The sequence below is a fragment of the Variovorax sp. VRV01 genome (genome assembly GCF_014852545.1).
Classification (GTDB): Bacteria; Pseudomonadota; Gammaproteobacteria; order Burkholderiales; family Burkholderiaceae_C; genus Variovorax; species Variovorax beijingensis_A.
In genome coordinates this window covers 301,140-319,296 of sequence record NZ_JACVBS010000007.1, presented here as the reverse complement: position 1 = coordinate 319,296, position 18,157 = coordinate 301,140, and the positions used below count along the sequence as shown (strand labels likewise).

Below are 18,157 nucleotides of genomic sequence, written 5' to 3'. Positions count from 1 at the left end.
GCCGCACACCCCGGGAACTCGCGCAGGCCTCCGGGGTACCAACCTGCCAGGGCCGGCGCAGCTCGCCTGCCCTGGCAGGTATGAAAGAAGCGGGAGCACAAAAGAGCACGGGCGCCAGGCTGCGCCGCATCGCCCGGGCGCTCGTCTTTGCGGCGCTTGCAGTCGCGCTCGCCACCTGCTGGGCCGATCCGGCGCGGCTGCGCCAGGCTTTCACGGAACAGGTCGATCGCCGCCTCGAGCCGCCGCCGGAGGAAGCGCAGCGCTACGGCCACCTCGCGCGCGATGAACTCCAGCGCGCAGGCATTGCCGAGGAGCCCTCCCAGTACGCGCTGCTGGTGGACCGCAGCGCCTCGGTCCAGGCCATCTTCGTCTTCTGGCTGCCGGCCGGTGCTGCGCCGGTGCTGGTCGGTGCATCTCCGGTTTCGACGGGACGCCCCGGCGGATTCGAATACTTCGAGACGCCGCTCGGCGTGTTCGAGCACTCGGTGGCAAATCACGATTTCCGCGCGGAGGGCTCGCGCAACGAATTCGGCATTCGCGGCTATGGCGAAAAGGGAATGCGCGTGTTCGATTTCGGCTGGCAGCAGGCACGGCGCCTGTGGGGCCGGGGCGGCACGAGCACGATGCGGCTGCAGATGCATGCCACCGATCCCGACCGGCTCGAACCGCGGCTGGGCAGCGTGCAGTCGAAGGGCTGCATCCGCATTCCGGCCAGCCTGAACCGCTTCCTCGACCGCCTGGGCGTGCTCGATGCCGACTACCTCAGGGCCAAGGCCGAGGGCAGCGCACCGTGGGTGCTGCCGCCGGACCAGGCGCCGGTCGAAGGCGCTGGGCGCTATCTCATCGTGGTCGACAGCGGCCGCTCCGAACGGCCCGCCTGGTCGCCACCGCCGAAGCCCGGCACCCCGCCCGCCGGCGCGGACTCCGCGCCCTAGGCCGCGGGGCCCAGCCCGATCGGCGCCGGCACGATGTTCACGATGCGGGTGAAAAGCGACTCGTACTCCCGCTCCGGCCGGTAGCCGGTGAGCGGATCGCGGTTGCGGCCGAACGCCTCGTCGAGTTCGCGCCAGTCCTCGGGGGTCAGCACCTTCTCGGCGAGCGGAAGGATCTCGCGCTCCTCGATCGCCATGTGGTTGAGGTAGAAGTCGACGTATTGCTCCATCGCGCTTTCGAAGGCCGCCCGCCGCGAGTCGCCCAGCATCTCGAAGGCCAGCATCGCGTGCTCCACGTTGCGGATCTTCCGCTCGCCCCAGGCATGGTCGTTGTCGAGCCGGTCCATCAGTTCGCGCGAGATCGGCGTGCGGGCGCGCAGCTTGGGGAACAGCAGCTCGCTCTCCTTGCGGTGGTGCCGCTTTTCCGGGAATTCGTCCACGTAGAACAGCATGGCGCGCAAGGCCGCGAAGTCGGGCGGGGTTCCCTTGCGGCGGTGCTGTTCGAGCAGCATGATGATGGAGCGCAGCATGGCGGCGAGCGCCGCATGCTCCTGGCGAATGATGCGAACGGTGGCGTGGGTCATGGAATGGCTCCTGTGCGTACCCGAGGATCGCGGGTCCGGGCCCGCACAGGGTTGCTGCAGATCAAATGCCGTGCATGCCGTTCGATGCCTTTCGCCTGCGACGACGCTTTCGCTTGATCCGCATCAAGCCGCGCCTCGCACCGGCCCGGACACTGGCCGCATACCCACCTCAAAGCAAAGCGAGGACACCATGTACCAGCGAATTCTTGTTCCTGTCGATGGAAGTTCGACATCCAGCCACGGCCTGGGCGAAGCGATTCGCCTGGCCAAGGTCACCGCGGGGCGTCTGCGCCTGATCCACGTCATCGACGAGCTCTCCTTTGCCCTGGCGATGGACGCCTACTCGGGCCGGACGGGCGACTGGCTCAACGAGCTGCGCGCAGCCGCCACCAAGCTGCTCGAGGAAGGCAAGGCAAGGGCCGCCGCCGAAGGCGTCGAGGCCGACTCGGTGCTGTGCGACAACTTCAGGGGGGCCGTTCCGGACCGGGTTACGGCCGAGGCGGCTTCATGGCCCGCCGACCTGATCGTGCTCGGGACGCACGGCCGGCGCGGCCTCGGCCGCATGGTGATGGGCAGCAGCGCGGAGCAGATCCTGCGCAGCGCGAGCGTTCCGGTGCTGCTGGTGCGCGCGCCCGAATCGCACGCCAAGGCGGAAGCGGCGCGCTTCACGATGCCGAGCGGCGCTTTGGCGAGCCAGTAACCCGGCCGGCCGCGCTGTGCGGCCTACCCGTCAAGCGGCACGCCGCCGCCGAAACGGCTGGTCCACTGGTCCAGCAGCTCCTGCTGGACGGCCTTGGCCGACTGCTGCCAGGCGGCCAGCATTCCCCACTGGATCTGCTGCGCCTGCAGCACGCTTGCGCCGCAGGCCGCCTGCCAGTCGAGCAGGGAGCGAAAATAGGCATCGGTCCATGCCGATGCCGGAGTCGCGGAAAGCTTGCTGTCCATGCTGTTCTCCTGTGTTGTCGGGAAACGAAATCGTGCGGGTCGGGCCAGGTCAGGCGTAGGAACGCAGGCGCTTCGAGAATTCGGCCAGGGGCGCGATGCCGCTGGCCTCCGCGCGCTGGCACCAGTCCTGCAATTGCCCGACAAGCTGTTCGCCCGTTGCGGCGGAACGGCTCCACAACGCCGTCAGCTCCCTGCGCATCGAGTACATCGTATCGAGCGCGCGCGATCCGCGCAAAGCCAGCGCAAGCCGCATGCGCCGCGATTCATCGAGCATGCGCTCGTCCTTGGCCAGCCAGTGCCTCACGGCCCGCAGCGAATGAGCCTCGCGCGGCGACAGGCGGCGCAGCCGGCCGAACTCTTCGGCATAGGCCTGCTTCAGGGAACGCGCATAGCTCGAGAGCACGTCGTAGTGGCACCGGATGACCGCCTGCACGGTTTCCAGGTCGACGGCCGGCTTGGGCGCCGCGAGCCGCGGCGTCGGCGCCACATGCTTCACGGTGGCAAGGCCGAGCGCCTGCAGCGCGCGGATGTACAGCCAGCCCACATCGAATTCGTACCACTTGCACGACAGCCTGGCCGAAGTGGGAAAAGCGTGATGGTTGTTGTGAAGCTCCTCCCCGCCGATCAGGATGCCGATCGGCGAGATGTTCGTGCTCGCGTCCAGCGCTGGCCAGTTGCGATAACCCCAGTAGTGGCCGATGCCGTTGACCACGCCGGCGGCCCAGAACGGGATCCACGCGATCTGCGCGAGAAGAATCAACCCACCCGGCACCACGCCGAAGAGCACCATGTCCACGATGCCCATCAGCACGATGCCGAGAATCTTGTGGCGCGAATACAGCCTGCGCTCGATCCAGTCGTCCGGCGTGCCGTGGCCGTAGCGCGCAATGGTTTCCGGCTTGTCGCTCTCGCGGATGTAGAGGAAGACACCGCCCCACAGCACCCGGTTGATGCCCAGCACCTGCGGGCTGTGCGGGTCTTCGGGGGTGTCGCACCTGGCGTGGTGCTTGCGGTGCACGGCGGCCCATTCCTTCGTCACCATGCCCGTGGTCAGCCAGAGCCAGAAGCGGAAGAAATGGCTCGTCGCGGGATGCAGCTCGAGCGCGCGATGCGCCTGGTGGCGGTGCAGGAAGATGGTGACCGAGGCGATGGTGACGTGGGTCAGCGCGAGCGCCACGAGCACGGCGCCCCACCATGGAAGATCGAAGACGCCGGAGAAGAGTACGGACTGCTGCATTTGCACCTCTTGGACAACCGCGGCATTCTGCAAAGCGCCCGATGCCCGGGCCTTGATCTGGCGCAAGCCGGCCGCGGCCGCGCGGCCAAAGAATCGAAGCGTTCGGTGCCGGCGTAAGAGATGTGAAAGAACGCGACCGTCGGGGCCCGCTCCCGCTTCGCGCAAAAGACCTGCGGAAAACATTGGAATTGCAGCGCGCAGGCAAGGTGCAAACTGTGCGCGCCGATAGTGTCGGCAAGGAGCGCGTTGCGAATCACGCTGCGGACGTCGCAGCAAGAAGCCCCCTCTTCCTCGAAAGGTTTGAAATGAACCCCGATATTCAACTCAGGCACGAGGTCTTCGCCCAGCTGAACTGGGACCCGGCGGTGTGCAGTTGCGACGTCGACGTGCGCGTGGCCGACGGCGTGGTCACCCTGCAGGGCCGACTGGCCAGCGAGGATCTGAAGAGCGCCGTCGAGCGCGCCGTGCGCCGCGCCGAAGGCGTCAAGCGGATCATCAACCAGCTGACCACCGCGGAATGCGCAAACAATGGCTGAACACGACGACTTCGCACTGCTGGACGCCTGGTGGCGCGCGGCCAACTACCTGTCCGTGGGCCAGATCTACCTGATGGACAACCCGCTGCTGCGCGAGAAGCTGAGCCTTTCGCACATCAAGCCGCGGCTGCTCGGCCACTGGGGCACGACGCCGGGCCTGAACTTCATCTACGCGCACATGAACCGCGCCATCGCGGCGCGCGAACTCGACGCCATCTTCATTGCGGGTCCCGGCCACGGCGGCCCGGGCGTGGTCGCCAATACCTATCTCGAGGGCACCTACAGCGAGGTCTACCCCGCCATCGGCCGGGATGCCGACGGCATGAAGCGGCTCTTCACGCAGTTCTCGTTTCCGGGCGGCATTCCGAGCCATGTGGCACCGGAAACGCCGGGTTCGATCCATGAAGGCGGCGAGCTCGGCTATTCGCTGCTGCACGCCTATGGCGCGGTGTTCGACAACCCCGCCCTGCTCGCCTGCTGCGTGATCGGCGACGGCGAGGCCGAAACCGGCGCGCTGGCCGCAAGCTGGCATTCCAACAAGTTCCTGAACCCCGAGAGCGACGGCGCCGTGCTGCCGATCCTGCATTTGAACGGCTACAAGATCGCCGGCCCCACGGTGCTCGCGCGCATTCCGGACGAAGAGCTGGCGCAGCTGCTGCGGGGCTACGGACACGAGCCGTATTTCGTTGCCGGGCACGAGCCCGCGCAGATGCACCGGCTGATGGCGGCCGCGCTCGACAAGGCGCTCGACGATATCCACGCCATCCAGGCCAGCGCCCGCAAGAGCGGCTTCCGCGAGCGGCCGCGCTGGCCGATGATCGTGCTGCGCTCGCCCAAGGGCTGGACCGGGCCGCGGCAGGTGGACGGCGTGCCGGTCGAGGGCACCTTCCGCGCGCACCAGGTGCCGCTCACCGGCTTTTCCGCCAAGCCGGAGCATGTGGGCCTGCTCGAAGACTGGATGCGCAGCTATCGGCCCGAAGAACTTTTCGATGCGGCCGGCGCGCTGCGTCCCGAGATCGCGGCGCTCGCGCCCAAGGGAACGAGGCGCATGAGCGCCAATCCGCATGCCAACGGCGGCCTGCTGCTCCGCGACCTGGCCATGCCGCCCTTCCGCGAGCACGCCGTCACGGTCACGGCGCCGGGCGCCGCGGATGCGGAGGCCACGCGCATCGCCGGCCGGTTCCTGCGCGATGTGATGCGCCGCAACGAGGCGGCGCGCAACTTCCGCGTCATGGGGCCGGACGAAACCACGTCGAACCGCCTGGACGCGCTGTTCGAGGTCACGGCGCGGAATTCCACCGCCGAGATCCTCGCCGGCGACGACCATGTGTCGCCCGAAGGCCGCGTGATGGAGGTGCTCAGCGAGCACCTTTGCCAGGGCTGGCTCGAAGGCTACCTGCTCACCGGACGCCATGGCTTCTTCTCGTGCTACGAGGCCTTCATCCACATCGTCGATTCGATGTTCAACCAGCACGCCAAGTGGCTCAAGGTGGCGCGCGGCATCGGCTGGCGGCGCCCGATCGCCTCGCTCAACTACCTGCTCACCAGCCATGTCTGGCGGCAGGACCACAACGGCTTCAGCCACCAGGACCCGGGCTTTCTCGACCACGTGGTGAACAAGAAGGCCGAGGTGGTGCGCGTGTACCTGCCGCCCGACGCCAACACGCTGCTGTCGGTGGTCGACCATTGCCTGCGCAGCCGCAACTACGTGAACGTGATCGTCGCGGGCAAGCAGCCGGGCCCGCAGTGGCTGGACATCGAATCCGCGGTGCGCCATTGCACCGTGGGCCTGGGCATCTGGACCTGGGCCAGCAACGACGAAGACGCCGCGCCGGACGTGGTGATGGCCTGCGCCGGCGACGTGCCCACGCTCGAGACGCTGGCCGCGGTCGACCTGCTGCGCAGGATGCTGCCCGAACTGAAGGTGCGCGTGGTGAACGTGGTCGACCTGATGGCGCTGCAGTCGCCCGATGCGCATCCGCACGGGCTGCCAGACGCGGAGTTCGACGCCGTCTTCACCACCGACCGGCCGGTGATCTTCGCGTTCCACGGCTATCCCTCGCTGGTCCACCGGCTCACCTACAAGCGCACCAACCACGACAGCTTCCATGTCCACGGCTATTGCGAGGAAGGCACCACCACCACGCCCTTCGACATGACCGTGCTCAACCAGCTCGACCGCTTCCACCTGGCGGCCGACGCCATTGCGCGCGTCGAACGCTTTCGCAACAGCGCGGGCCATGTGCAGCAGCATCTGCGCGACAAGCTGCTGGAGCACCGCGCCTACGTGAGCGCGCACGGCAAGGACATGCCGGAGATCGAAGACTGGCGCTGGGCGGGCTGAAGCGGCGCGCGCCGTTCAGCGGCACCAGTCGGCGATCCGGTGGCCGAGGTCCGACCAGAGCGCCTGCAGTGCCACGGCCGCCAGCAGCACACCGGCAAGTCGCGCGCCCCAGGCCTGGAGCCGGCCGGTGCCGCCCCAGCGCAGCCGCTGCCAGAGCCACGGCGCCAGCACCAGCGAGATGCCGCTGCCGATGGCAAACAGCACCATCGACAGGCCGCCCTGCAGCGGACTGTTGCCCAGGCTGGCCAGCAGCAGCGCCGAGTAGAGCAGCCCGCAAGGCATGGCCACCCAGAGTGCGCCCGCTGCCAGCAGGCCCGCGGGCGTGCCGCCCGCCACCGGGCGAAGGCGCGCTTCGAGCGTGCGGCCGATGCGCTGCGCCCACACCGGCTGGCGGCCCGCGACGGCCAGCATGGCGCCCCACGCGAACACGAACACATGCAGCAGCATCCACAGCGGCCTGAGCGCTGCGACCTGCGCGCTGGCCTGGGCCAGGCTGTCCACACTCGCGGCGGCGATGGCGCCCGCGGCGGCGTAGCTCGCGATGCGGCCCAGGTGGAAGGCCGCCGGCGCCGCGAAGGCGGTGCCTGCATGGCCGCCCGCCGTGGCCGCTGCCGGCACGATGCGGATCACCGCCGCCGAAGCCGCGCCGCACATGGCCACGCAGTGCGGGCCGCCTGCCAGGCCCATCAGCAAGGCGGCGCCGGCCCATGCGGTCTGCATGCTCAGACCACGCGCGAAAAGCGCGTGCGGTTCTCGCGGCAATAGCGGTCGAACACCATGGCAATGGCGCGCACCACGAACCAGCCCTGCGCCGTGACCTCGATGTCGTGGTCGCTGACCCGCACCAGCCCCTGGGCCGCGAGCGGTCCGAGCGCCGCGAACTCGGCCGCGAAGTAGTGCCGGAAGTCGATGCGGTGCGCCTCGCCGATGGCGTCGAACACCACCCGCCCCCTGCACATCACTGCCATGATGACCGCGCGCCGCAGCACGTCGTCGCGCGACAGCGCAAGGCCGCGGACCACCGGCAGGCGGCCCTGGTCGAGCAGGTCGTAGTAGCTGTCCAGCGTCTTGGCGTTCTGGTTGTAGGTGGCTCCGATGCGGCCGATGGCGGAAACACCGAGCGCCACCAGGTCGCCCTCCGGCTGCGTGCTGTAGCCCTGGAAGTCGCGTTGCAGCCGCCCCTGCCGCTTGGCCACCGCCAGCGGATCGTCCGGCAGCGCGAAGTGGTCCATGCCGATGTAGACGTAGCCGGCATCGCTGAGCGTGGCAATGGCGCTGGAGAGCATCCGCACCCGCGCCGCGGCGTCGGGCAGCTCCTCCGCGGCAATGCGCCGCTGCGGCTTGAAGCGCTCGGGCAGGTGCGCATAGGCATAGAGCGCGATGCGGTCGGGCCGAAGCTCGCAGACCTGGGCCATCGTGCGCTCGAAGGAGGCGTCGTTCTGGCGCGGCAGCCCGTAGATCAGGTCGGCGTTGATCGACTTGAAGCCCAGCGCGCGCGCATCGGCCATCAAGCCGAACACCTGGTGCGCGGGCTGGATGCGGTGCACGGCCTTCTGCACCTCGGGGTCGAAGTCCTGCACGCCGAAGCTCAGCCGGTTGAAGCCCAGCGCCGCCAGGCTGGCGAGCCGTGCGGCATCGACGGTGCGCGGATCGATCTCGATGGACCATTCGCCGCCCGCTATGAAGTCGAAGGATTCGCGCAGCATGGCCAGGAGTTCACCGAGCTGCGCGTCGCTCAGGAAGGTGGGCGTGCCGCCGCCCAGGTGCAGCTGGCTCACGGCGGCGCGGCGGCCGAGCTGCGCGGCCTGCAGCCGGGTCTCGCGCGCCAGGTAGGCCAGGTACTGGGTGGCCCGCTCGCGGTGCCGCGTCACCACTTTGTTGCATGCGCAGTAGTAGCACAGCGATTCGCAGAACGGAATGTGCACATAGAGCGACAGCGGCGGCGCCGAAGTGCCCGCATCGCGCCGCTCGCGCAGCGCCGCCGCGTACTCGTCCGCGCCAAAGGCCTCGATGAACCGGTCGGCCGTGGGATACGAGGTGTAGCGCGGGCCGGCGACGTCGAACTGCCGCAGCACGGCGGCGGACAAGGGGGCGGCAAGGGGCGCCTCGATGAAGGCGGTGCAGGGCTGTGTCATTGCGCGGGCTCGGCGGGTTCGCGGGACGGCGGCATGGCCAGCAGCGCCGTGAACGCGCTCGAAGCCGCCGCCATGCCCCAAAAAACGAAGAAGGCCACGGTGTAGACGCCCTGGCGCGACATCCGCAGCGCCTCGCCGCCCCAGTGCAGGTCGGAAGGATCGACCATCGCGAAGACCAGGATTTCGATGGCGCAGGCCAGCAGGAACGCGGGCCACAGGATGCCGATCAGCTGGCGCGGCCCGCTCATGGCGCGGCCCCGCGGCGCGGTCCCGGCACGGCCTCGGCCGGCGTCGCCGCGTGGTTGCGGCCGTTGACCGCGGGCATCAATGCCTTGTCCGCCAGGGTCTTGTTGATCTCGACGCCGCGGCGGTAGTAGTCCTCGGACACCAGCGGGTCGGGGCTGTCCCAGGCGTACCAGAGGGTCACGAAGCTCGCGACCACCACCAGCGCGGGGCCGGCGATCACCATCCAGAGCAGCGGATGCCGCCACCACGCGTCGCGTGGGGCCGGCGGCGGGCTTGTTGTCGTTGCGTTCATCGTCTCGGCTCCTTCAGCGCGGCACAAGAAAGGCCGCTTTTTCCGACACCTGGACACCGCTGCGCTCGTCCCGGATGTCGAAATGCACCGTGTGCGAACCCGAGGGCACCGCGCCGTAGGGCACCTGCAGCCGCACCGCGACCCAGCGCGACTGCGCCGCACCGATCGTGACCGGTTCGCCCGGCGAGACGGTCAGGCCCTCGAGGCCGTGGGCGGCAATGCGGTAATCGCGCGCCTCCTCGGTGGCGTTCATGATCTGCAGCCGGTAGACGTTCTCGAGCCGGCCGTCCTCGACGATGCGGGCCAGCGATGCGCGGTCGCGCACCACGTCCACCTTCAGCGGCATGCGCGTGACGAGGCTCGCGAGCAGCCCGATGACCAGCAGCGCCAGGATCGCGGTGTAGACCAGCACGCGCGGGCGCAGCACGCGGCGCAGCAGCTGGCCGCGCGTCCATCCGGCCTCCATGCCGTTCTGCGTGTCGTAGCGGATCAGCCGCGGCGCATAGGCCATCTTCTGCATCACGGTGTCGCAGGCGTCCACGCACAGGCCGCAGCCGATGCACTCGTACTGCAGCCCCTTGCGGATGTCGATGCCCGTCGGGCACACCTGCACGCAGAGCCCGCAGTCGATGCAGTCGCCGAGCGCCATGCTGCGCGGGTCGACGCCTTTGCGCCGGGGCGCACGCGGCTCGCCGCGCTCCGGATCGTAGGTGACGATGAGCGTGTCGCGGTCGAACATGGCGCTCTGGAAGCGTGCATAGGGGCACATGTACTTGCAGACCTGCTCGCGCATGAAACCGGCATTGCCATAGGTCGCAAAGCCGTAGAAGAAGACCCAGAACACTTCCCACGAACCCATGCGGGTCTGCAGGAAGGCCAGCCCCAGGTCGCGGATCGGCGTGAAGTAGCCCACGAAGGTGAAGCCGGTCCACAGCGCGATGCCGATCCACACCAGGTGCTTGAACCATTTCTTCACCAGCTTCTCGAGCGACATCGATTCGGCGTCCAGCCGCATACGCGCCGTGCGGTTGCCTTCGATCCTGTGCTCCACCCACATGAAGATCTCGGTGTAGACGGTCTGCGGGCAGGCATAACCGCACCACAGCCGCCCGGCCACCGCGGTGAAGAGGAAGAGCGCCAGCGCGCTGACTACCAGCAGTCCCGAAAGGTAGATCAGGTCCTGCGGATACAGCACCAGCCCGAAGATGTAGAAGCGGCGTGCAGCCAGGTCGAACAGCACCAGCTGCCGCTCGCCCCACTCGGCCCACGGCAGGCCGTAGAACACCAGCTGGGTCAGGAAGACCATCGCCCAGCGCCAGCGCGCGAACATGCCGCGCACGGTGCGCGGATAGATCTTCTTCGAGGCCTCGTACAGGCCCACCGAGTCACTCTCGACCGGAACGATGGGAATGGTCTTGCGCGCACCGGGGCTGGCCGGTGTCGATGCAGAGGAGGAAACGGGGGCGGATGAGTCCATGACGGCCGGTCGGTGTCAGGGCCCGGTGGCAGGGTTGGAGAAACCCCAGACATAGGATGCGAGCAGCTTGATCTGGGCCTCCGTGAGCCGGCCCTCTTGCGCGGGCATCTCGCTGTGCTTGCCGGCGTTGACCATCTGCACGATGGCGGCCTCGCCGTAGCCGTGCAGCCAGATCTTGTCGCTGAGGTTGGGGGCGCCCACGGCCTGGTTGCCCACGCCGCCGATGCCGTGGCAGGCAGCGCACACCGTGAACTTCGACTTGCCGAGGCCGGCGCGCACCGAGTCGTGCGGCGCGCCCGAAAGGCTCAGCACATAGTTCGCCAGGTTCTTCACGTCGTCCTGCGAGCCCACCGCCGCCGCCATCGGCGGCATCGTGCCGACGCGGCCCTTGGTGATGGTCTCGACGATCTTCTCGGGCGTGCCGCCGTGCAGCCAGTCCTTGTCGGTCAGGTTGGGAAATCCCTTGCTGCCGCGCGCATCGGAGCCATGGCACTGGGAACAGTTGTTCATGAACAGGCGCTCGCCGATGGCCATGGCCTTGGGCTCGCGCGCAATGTCCTCCATCGGCATGGCGGCGTAGCCCGCATAGACGGGCGCCAGCGCCTTGGTGGCCTTGGCGACGTCCTCGTCGTACTCGGTCCTGGTGCTCCAGTTCGCCTGGCCGGCGAAGCTGCCCAGGCCGGGAAAGACCACCAGGTAGCCCACCGCGAAGAAGATGGTGAGCACGAAGAGGCCGATCCACCACATGGGCAGCGGATTGTTGGCTTCGCGCAGGTCCTCGTCCCAGACGTGGCCGGTGGTGTTGTCCGCATCGGACGGTACGCGCTTGCGGGCCGTGAGCCACAGCAGCAGCATGCATCCGAGGATGCTCAGCACCGTGCCGGCGGCAATGTAGTTGGACCAGAAGTTGTTGACGAAATCGCTCATCGTGGGCCCCTTTTGTTCTTCAGTCCTGCTCGAACGGCAGCTGCGCGGCTTCCTCGAAGCGCGGCGCATTGCGGCGGGCATAGGCCCAGGCCACGATGCCGAGGAAAAGCACAAAGCAGGAAACGGTGGCGGCAACGCGCAAGGTGGTGATGTCGATCATGGTTCGGTGCTCCCTACTTGAGCGCGAGGCCCAGCGATTGCAGGTACGCCACGGTGGCGTCCATCTCGGTCTTGCCGCGCACGTCGTCGGCGGAACGGGCGATCTCCTCGTCCGTGTACGGCACGCCGACCTGGCGCAGCGCGCGCATGCGGCGCGGAATGGCGTCGGCATCGACCTGGGTCCTGTCCAGCCAGGCATAGGCCGGCATGTTCGATTCGGGCACCAGGTCGCGCGGGTTGTTCAGGTGGATGCGGTGCCACTCGTCGCTGTACTTGCCGCCCACGCGGTGCAGGTCGGGGCCGGTGCGCTTGCTGCCCCACTGGAACGGATGGTCATAGACGAACTCGCCGGCCACCGAGTAGTGGCCGTAGCGCAGCGTCTCCGAGCGGAACGGCCGGATCATCTGCGAATGGCAGTTGTAGCAGCCCTCGCGCAGGTAGACGTCGCGGCCGGCCAGCTGCAGCGCGGTGTTCGGCTTCAGGCCCTGGATCGGCTCGGTGGTCGACTTCTGGAAGAACAGCGGCACGATCTCGACCATGCCGCCGATGGCGACCACCACGAGAATCAGCACGATCATCAGCAGGTTGTTGGTCTCCACCTTTTCATGGGTGAAGCCGCTTTGGGAGGGGGTCTTCTGCGTCATGGCGCTTCCTCAGGCGTGGGCAATGGCAACGGGCGGGATGGCGGCCCTCACGGAGCGCCCGGAGATGACGGTCATCCACACGTTCCACGCCATCACCAGCATCCCTGCCAAGTACAGCAGGCCGCCGGACAGCCGCACCACGTAGAACGGGAAGGTGGCCTTCACGCTCTCCACGAAGGTGTAGGTGAGCGTGCCGTCGGGGTTCACGGCGCGCCACATCAGGCCCTGCATCACGCCGGCGATCCACATGGCGGCGATGTACAGCACGATGCCGATGGTGGCCATCCAGAAGTGCGCCTCGATGGCCTTCACGCTGTACATGGCAGTGCGGCCGTACATGCGCGGAATCAGGTAGTAGAGCGAGCCCATCGTGATGAAGCCCACCCAGCCCAGCGCGCCGGAGTGCACGTGGCCGACGGTCCAGTCGGTGTAGTGGCTCAGGGCATTGACGGTTTTGATCGACATCATCGGGCCCTCGAAGGTCGACATGCCGTAGAACGACAGCGCCACGATCAGGAAGCGCAGGATCGGATCGGTGCGCAGCTTGTGCCAGGCGCCCGAGAGCGTCATCACGCCGTTGATCATGCCGCCCCAGCTCGGCGCGAGCAGGATCAGCGAGAACACCATGCCCAGCGACTGCGTCCAGTCCGGCAGCGCCGTGTAGTGCAGGTGGTGCGGGCCGGCCCACATGTAGGTGAAGATCAGCGCCCAGAAGTGGACGATCGAGAGCCGGTACGAATACACCGGCCGGCCGGCCTGCTTGGGGATGTAGTAGTACATCATTCCGAGGAAACCCGCGGTGAGAAAGAAGCCCACCGCGTTGTGGCCGTACCACCACTGCACCATCGCGTCCTGCACGCCGGCATAGGCCGAGTAGCTCTTCATCCAGCCCGCCGGAATCTCGGCGCTGTTGACGATGTGCAGCAGCGCCACCGCGATGATGAAGGCGCCGTAGAACCAGTTGGCCACGTAGATGTGGCGCACCTTCCGGATCCCGATGGTGCCGAAGAACACCACCGCGTAGGCCACCCACACCACCGCAATCAGGATGTCGATGGGCCATTCGAGCTCGGCGTATTCCTTGCCCGTGGTGTAGCCCAGCGGCAGGCTGATGGCGGCGGCCACGATCACGGCCTGCCAGCCCCAGACCACGAACGACGCGAGCGCCGGCGCGAACAGCCGGACTTGGCAGGTGCGCTGCACCACGTGGAAGCTGGTGGCCATGAGCGCGCAGCCGCCGAACGCAAAGATCACCGCGTTGGTGTGCAGCGGCCGCAGCCGCCCATAGCTGAGCCACGGAATGCCGAGGCTGAATTCGGGCCAGGCGAGCTCGGTGGCGATGATCACGCCGACCAGCATGCCGACCACGCCCCAGACCACGGACATGAGGGCGAGCTGCCGTACGGCGGTGTCGTCGTAGACCGCTGCGGGAGGATTGGGTTCTTGCATCGTGGTGCCTCTTGATGGACTGCGGGCAGTGTCCCCGCGCCCTCCTCCCGAGGGTTTGATGCAGATCAATCGCCGCGCAGGATGCGGTCGCCCTCGATCTCGATGTCTTCGAACTGGCCGCGCTCGATCGCCCACCAGAGGCCGCCGAGGATGGCGAGCACCAGCACGACCGACAGCGGGATCAGCAGGAAGAGGATGTCCATCAGCGCACCGCCCTGCCCGCGGCGGGGGCCGCGAGCCGCGCCGCGTTGAGCACCACCACCAGCGAACTCGCCGCCATGCCCAGCCCGGCCAGCCAGGCGGGCAGCCAGCCCATGACGGCCAGCGGCACGCACAGCGCGTTGTAGCCGGCCGCCCACGCGAGGTTCTGCCGCACCACGCGCAGCGTTCGCCGCGCCTGCGCGATGGTGCGCGGAATAGCCGCGAGCGCATCGCCCGGCACCACGAAGTCGGCCCGCGCGCGCGACAGCGGCACGGCGCGCCCGAAGGCGAAGGAGGCGTTCGCGCGCGCCAGCGAAGGCCCGTCGTTCAGGCCGTCGCCCACCATCGCCACCTGCCGGCCTTCGGCCTGCAGGCGCCACAGGACCTCGAGCTTGTCTTCGGGCGTGCAGCCGCCCTGCGCAAATTCGATGCCGGCGCGCGCGGCGATCTCGCGTGCGGCGCTGTCGCGGTCGCCCGACAGCAGCCGCACCGTGACGCCTTCGGCCTGCAGTGCCGCCACCGCGGCGGCCGCGTCCGGACGCAGTTCCTCGGCCAGCACGAAGCTCGCGATCCAGCCCTGCTCGTCGCTGAGGTGCACCTGCGGCGCCTCGACCTGCAGTGGCGCCACATTGCAATGGCTCGCCGAGCCCAGCCGCACGCGCCGCGCAGGCCTGCCCGCATCGCCGCTTCGGCGCAGCAGGCCTTCGAGCCCGAGTCCGGCCAGCTCGGCCGGCTGCGCCACTTCCCAGGCGGGCGGCGAGCGGAATTGCGCATTCCACGCATTCACGAGAGCCCGCGCGCCCGGATGCAGCGAGTGCGCGCCCAGCGCGGCGCCGATCTCCAGCGCGTCGCCGGGGCGCAAGCCCTGGCGGCAGTACACGCGTTCGAGGCGCGGCGTGTCGCCGGTCAGCGTGCCCGTCTTGTCGAAGATCACCGTGTCGACCGAGGCCAGCGCCTCCAGCGCCTGCAGGTTGGACGTCAGCACGCCGCCGCGCGCCAATGCGCCCGCGCTCGCGAGCATGGCGGCCGGCGTTGCGAGCGACAGCGCGCACGGGCAGGTCACGATCAGCACCGCCACCGCCACCATCAATGCCTTGCCAGGATCGACCGGCCACCAGAAGGCCGCGGCGCTGCCGGCCGACAGCAGCACCAGCACGAGGAACGGCCGTGCGATCCGGTCGGCCAGCCGAGCCAGCCGTGGCTTGCCCAGCGCGGCGCTTTCCATCAGCCGAACGATCTGCGCAAAGCGCGTGCCCTCGCCCACCGATTCGATGCGCACCTGCACCGTGGCCGACAGGTTGTGGCTGCCCGCCAGTACGCGCTCGCCGCGCGCCCGCGCCACCGGGCGGGATTCGCCGGTCAGCAGCGCTTCGTCGGTGCTGGTGCCGCCGTCGATCAGCATGCCGTCGGCCGGAAAGGCCTCGCCCGGCCGCACCCGCACCACGTCGCCCGCGGCCAGGCGCCGCACCGCCACACGCTCCCAGCCGCCCGCGGCATCCAGGCGCTCGATGCTGTCAGGCAGGCGGTTCATCACGGCCTCGAGTGAGCCGGCCGTGCGGTCGCGCAGCCGCGCTTCAAGCCAGCGGCCCGTGAGCAGGAAGAACACGAACATGGTGAGCGAGTCGAAATAGACCTCGTGCCCCAGCGCGCCCGCGCTGTCGAAGGTGGCCGCGGTGCTGACCGCGAATGCGATGGCGATGCCGAAGGCAACCGGCACGTCCATGCCGATGCGTGCATGGCGAAGATCGCGCCACGCACTGCGAAAGAACGGCCCGCAGGAGAAGAACAGCACCGGCAGCGTCAGCACCCAGGAGGCCCAGCGAAGCAGCTGCGCGGCGTCCGGCGTCATTTCGCCGGGCTGCGCGATGTAGGCCGGGTAGGCATACATCATCACCTGCATCATGCAGAAGCCCGACACCAGCCAGCGCCAGAGCGCGAGCCGCAACTCGCGCGAACGGCGCTCGCGCGCGGAGCTGTCCGCGGCGGGCACCAGCCGGTAGCCGGCAGCTTCGCAGGCCTCGAACCAGCGCGAAGGCCGCGTCTGCGCGGCGGACCAGACCACGCGGGCGCGCTGGCTTGCGGCGTTCACCTGGACCTCGAGCACGCCTGCCACGCGCAGCAGCGCCGCCTCCACGGCGAGGCCGCAGCCCGCGCAGTGCATGCCTTCCACCGCCACCTGCGATTCCCAGCGCACGGTGCCGGCATCGCCGCCATCGAGCGCATGGCCGAACGCAGGCCATTCGGCGGGATCGTCGAGCGCCTGCCACTCTTCACGGGGTGCCCGTGGAAGCGCGGCGGCCGGGGAAAAGGGGGCGAGCGCAGCTTGCATCGGGCAAGGCTAAGTGCCGGGCCCCCGTTCCCGTTTGATCTGCATCAAGTGACGAAAGCAGCCTGCGGCCTAAGCTCGCGGCACACCTCCCCGGACAGAAAACCATGTACAAGCGCATTCTCGTGGCCACCGACGGCTCCACACTTTCGAAGAAAGCGGTCACGAGTGCGATCGCCCTGGCGAGCCGGCACGATGCCGACCTCGTGGCGCTCACCGTGGTGCCGCGCTACCCCAGGAGCTACTTCGACGGCGCGATGTCCTTCTCGCCCGAAGACATCGCCCGGGTCGAAAAGCAATGGGCCGACAAGGCGCAGGACATGCTCGACGGCGTGGCGGCACGCGCGGCGGCGATCGGCGTGCCATTGAAGAAGGCCATCGCCAATTCGGACCTGGTGGCCGAATCGATCGTCGCCGCCGCGAAGAAGCACAAGTGCGACCTGATCGTCATGGCCTCGCACGGCCGCAAGGGCATCAAGCGGCTGCTGCTGGGCAGCGAGACGCAGCACGTGCTGACGCATTCCACGCTGCCGGTGCTCGTACTGCGGTAGGGTTCGATTGGTCAGGCGAGACCCGGATGCGCGGCGCATCGTCCGTGGGTTTCCACAGCAGATTGGCCGATGGCCTGGTGGGTTGCGCAATGGCCTGGAGCCGCGCGAGCGCGGCGACCGGAAAGGCCGTTACCGCCACGGCGCCCAGGGTCCATTGCAGCGCCTCTCGCCGAGTCGGGTGTTGGCTCGAAGTCATCGCTGATTTCCTCATTTGATCGCCACCGCGTCGGCGGGTGCGCCCGGCACCGCCACACGGAACTTCAGGCCTTCGAGCAGCTTGTCCCACAGCGCGATGGCTTCCTCGTCGTTGAGGGAGGAGGCCTTGGCCGCACCGATGCGGTCGGCCTCGACCTTGGTGCGCATCGTCACGCTCAGGTTGCCGGGACGCGCAACGCTGCCGCCGTTCTCGCCGATGAACATCCACTCGAAGTCCTGCGTGCCGTCGGGGCGTCGCACCAGCGACTCCTCGCCATCCCAGCTGTGGACCTTCCTCTTTCCCTCGCGCAAGGTCGTGAGCCTGGGGTAGTTGCTGCCCGCCTCGCGCTTGCGGTCGGCGATGAGCTTGAGCAGGCCATCGCTGTTGCCGGGGAAGGTGGCGTTGATGGTCTGGTTGCTCTGGACGCTGAAGACCACGTCGGGCAAGGCTGCCATGTGCAGGCCGACTTGGGTCAGCACATTGCCCTTGGCGCCATCCAGCCGCCGGAATCCGAATTCGTGGCACAGCCCTTGGTCGGTGGGCACTTCGTCGGGCTCCCGAGGGCGTAGATCCCTAGCGATTTCAACCGTGTCTCGAAGAATGGATTCCGCGGTCGCTCCGTTATCCGTCCCTCTACCGTTCACAAAAATGTGGGGGCCTACAACGTGATAGATCCGAAACCCTTCTAATTGAAGTTCTTTGGCCGATGCGCTTTTGTAAGATCGAATCATCCACGTGTCCGGAGCTGGCCCCTTGCCGAAGTAGGTGATTTCGGCAGTATTTCTTGCCTTCAAGATCTTTACCCGCTCGGCCTCCATCACCTTCTCGATGTCCTTGGCTTGGTTGGGCAGTGTCGGGAAGTCCCGCCCGAAGGCCAGGCGCGAATCCACGGGCGCCGTAAGTACATAGCGCCCGAAGCACAGCAGTTTGGTGCGTTCGAATAGCCGTTCAATGCGAGGGTTCGTCATCGGAATGC

20 protein-coding genes are annotated in these 18,157 nt (G+C 68.2%); 5 read left to right on the top strand and 15 right to left on the bottom strand.

Features of this window, described 5'->3' with window-relative positions; all coding sequences use genetic code 11:
- Positions 1 to 80 precede the first annotated feature (80 nt).
- A complete protein-coding gene (locus IB278_RS15390; protein ID WP_192323892.1) occupies positions 81 to 935 on the top strand; it encodes a L,D-transpeptidase in 855 nt (284 codons plus the stop codon).
- Here IB278_RS15390 and IB278_RS15385 read toward each other — a convergent pair.
- Positions 932 to 1,516, bottom strand: coding sequence for a hemerythrin domain-containing protein (locus IB278_RS15385; protein ID WP_145747336.1), 585 nt, complete (start codon positions 1,514 to 1,516; stop codon positions 932 to 934). The two genes, IB278_RS15390 and IB278_RS15385, sit on opposite strands and share 4 nt — an antisense overlap.
- Before the next feature lie 190 nt (positions 1,517 to 1,706).
- Here IB278_RS15385 and IB278_RS15380 point away from each other — a divergent pair, with 190 nt between their 5' ends.
- A complete protein-coding gene (locus tag IB278_RS15380; protein ID WP_145747337.1) occupies positions 1,707 to 2,216 on the top strand; it encodes a universal stress protein in 510 nt (169 codons plus the stop codon).
- 23 nt (positions 2,217 to 2,239) lie between these two features.
- Here IB278_RS15380 and IB278_RS15375 read toward each other — a convergent pair whose 3' ends face one another.
- Together IB278_RS15375 and IB278_RS15370 are read right to left on the bottom strand one after the other, a co-directional pair.
- Positions 2,240 to 2,461 (bottom strand): hypothetical protein, encoded by a 222-nt coding sequence (locus IB278_RS15375; protein WP_145747338.1) that lies wholly within the window; start codon positions 2,459 to 2,461, stop codon positions 2,240 to 2,242.
- A 49-nt stretch (positions 2,462 to 2,510) separates the two neighbouring features.
- Positions 2,511 to 3,698 carry a fatty acid desaturase gene (locus IB278_RS15370; protein ID WP_192323890.1) on the bottom strand — a complete coding sequence of 396 codons (1,188 nt, stop codon included), beginning with the start codon at positions 3,696 to 3,698 and terminating at the stop codon, positions 2,511 to 2,513.
- Between the two features lie 122 nt (positions 3,699 to 3,820).
- On the opposite strand from IB278_RS15370, the gene IB278_RS34220 reads away from it, so the two are divergent.
- The gene (locus IB278_RS34220; protein WP_261380456.1) at positions 3,821 to 4,234 is read left to right on the top strand and encodes a BON domain-containing protein; all 414 of its coding nucleotides are present in this window, start codon (positions 3,821 to 3,823) and stop codon (positions 4,232 to 4,234) included.
- Positions 4,227 to 6,578, top strand: coding sequence for a phosphoketolase (locus IB278_RS15360; RefSeq protein ID WP_192323888.1), 2,352 nt, complete (start codon positions 4,227 to 4,229; stop codon positions 6,576 to 6,578). Before IB278_RS34220 ends, IB278_RS15360 begins: the two co-directional genes overlap by 8 nt.
- Before the next feature lie 15 nt (positions 6,579 to 6,593).
- Here the strand turns inward: IB278_RS15360 and IB278_RS15355 are convergent, their stop codons facing one another.
- The 11 genes from IB278_RS15355 to IB278_RS15305 form a co-directional block, all read right to left on the bottom strand.
- A complete protein-coding gene (locus tag IB278_RS15355) occupies positions 6,594 to 7,298 on the bottom strand; it encodes a sulfite exporter TauE/SafE family protein (protein ID WP_192323886.1) in 705 nt (234 codons plus the stop codon).
- Positions 7,299 to 7,300: 2 nt separating this feature from the next.
- Entirely contained in the window at positions 7,301 to 8,713 is a 1,413-nt protein-coding gene (hemN, locus tag IB278_RS15350) for an oxygen-independent coproporphyrinogen III oxidase (RefSeq protein ID WP_192323884.1), read from the bottom strand.
- Positions 8,710 to 8,961: a hypothetical protein gene (locus IB278_RS15345; RefSeq protein ID WP_145747343.1), complete on the bottom strand. Its 252-nt coding sequence runs from the start codon at positions 8,959 to 8,961 to the stop codon at positions 8,710 to 8,712. Before IB278_RS15345 ends, hemN begins: the two co-directional genes overlap by 4 nt.
- A complete protein-coding gene (locus IB278_RS15340) occupies positions 8,958 to 9,251 on the bottom strand; it encodes a FixH family protein (protein WP_145747344.1) in 294 nt (97 codons plus the stop codon). Before IB278_RS15340 ends, IB278_RS15345 begins: the two co-directional genes overlap by 4 nt.
- A gap of 13 nt (positions 9,252 to 9,264) precedes the next feature.
- Positions 9,265 to 10,728 carry a cytochrome c oxidase accessory protein CcoG gene (gene ccoG / locus IB278_RS15335; protein WP_192323882.1) on the bottom strand — a complete coding sequence of 488 codons (1,464 nt, stop codon included), beginning with the start codon at positions 10,726 to 10,728 and terminating at the stop codon, positions 9,265 to 9,267.
- A gap of 15 nt (positions 10,729 to 10,743) precedes the next feature.
- Positions 10,744 to 11,655 carry a cytochrome-c oxidase, cbb3-type subunit III gene (gene ccoP / locus IB278_RS15330; protein ID WP_145747346.1) on the bottom strand — a complete coding sequence of 304 codons (912 nt, stop codon included), beginning with the start codon at positions 11,653 to 11,655 and terminating at the stop codon, positions 10,744 to 10,746.
- A gap of 19 nt (positions 11,656 to 11,674) precedes the next feature.
- Entirely contained in the window at positions 11,675 to 11,815 is a 141-nt protein-coding gene (locus IB278_RS15325) for a CcoQ/FixQ family Cbb3-type cytochrome c oxidase assembly chaperone (protein ID WP_012747922.1), read from the bottom strand.
- Positions 11,816 to 11,828: 13 nt separating this feature from the next.
- Positions 11,829 to 12,458 carry a cytochrome-c oxidase, cbb3-type subunit II gene (gene ccoO / locus IB278_RS15320; protein ID WP_192323880.1) on the bottom strand — a complete coding sequence of 210 codons (630 nt, stop codon included), beginning with the start codon at positions 12,456 to 12,458 and terminating at the stop codon, positions 11,829 to 11,831.
- A 9-nt stretch (positions 12,459 to 12,467) separates the two neighbouring features.
- Positions 12,468 to 13,907, bottom strand: a complete 1,440-nt coding sequence (ccoN, locus tag IB278_RS15315) for a cytochrome-c oxidase, cbb3-type subunit I (protein ID WP_192323878.1) — start codon at positions 13,905 to 13,907, stop codon at positions 12,468 to 12,470.
- Positions 13,908 to 13,972: 65 nt separating this feature from the next.
- Positions 13,973 to 14,110, bottom strand: a complete 138-nt coding sequence (gene ccoS, locus IB278_RS15310; RefSeq protein WP_012747919.1) for a cbb3-type cytochrome oxidase assembly protein CcoS — start codon at positions 14,108 to 14,110, stop codon at positions 13,973 to 13,975.
- On the bottom strand, positions 14,110 to 16,437 hold the full coding sequence (locus tag IB278_RS15305) for a heavy metal translocating P-type ATPase (RefSeq protein ID WP_192323876.1): 2,328 nt from the start codon (positions 16,435 to 16,437) through the stop codon (positions 14,110 to 14,112). The genes ccoS and IB278_RS15305 overlap by 1 nt, the downstream gene beginning before the upstream one ends.
- 104 nt (positions 16,438 to 16,541) lie before the next feature.
- On the opposite strand from IB278_RS15305, the gene IB278_RS15300 reads away from it, so the two are divergent.
- Positions 16,542 to 16,985, top strand: coding sequence for a universal stress protein (locus tag IB278_RS15300; RefSeq protein ID WP_192323874.1), 444 nt, complete (start codon positions 16,542 to 16,544; stop codon positions 16,983 to 16,985).
- Between the two features lie 207 nt (positions 16,986 to 17,192).
- On the opposite strand, the gene IB278_RS15295 is transcribed toward IB278_RS15300, so the two are convergent.
- Positions 17,193 to 18,149, bottom strand: a complete 957-nt coding sequence (locus IB278_RS15295; protein ID WP_192323872.1) for a T6SS immunity protein Tli4 family protein — start codon at positions 18,147 to 18,149, stop codon at positions 17,193 to 17,195.
- Between the last annotated feature and the right edge of the window lie 8 nt (positions 18,150 to 18,157).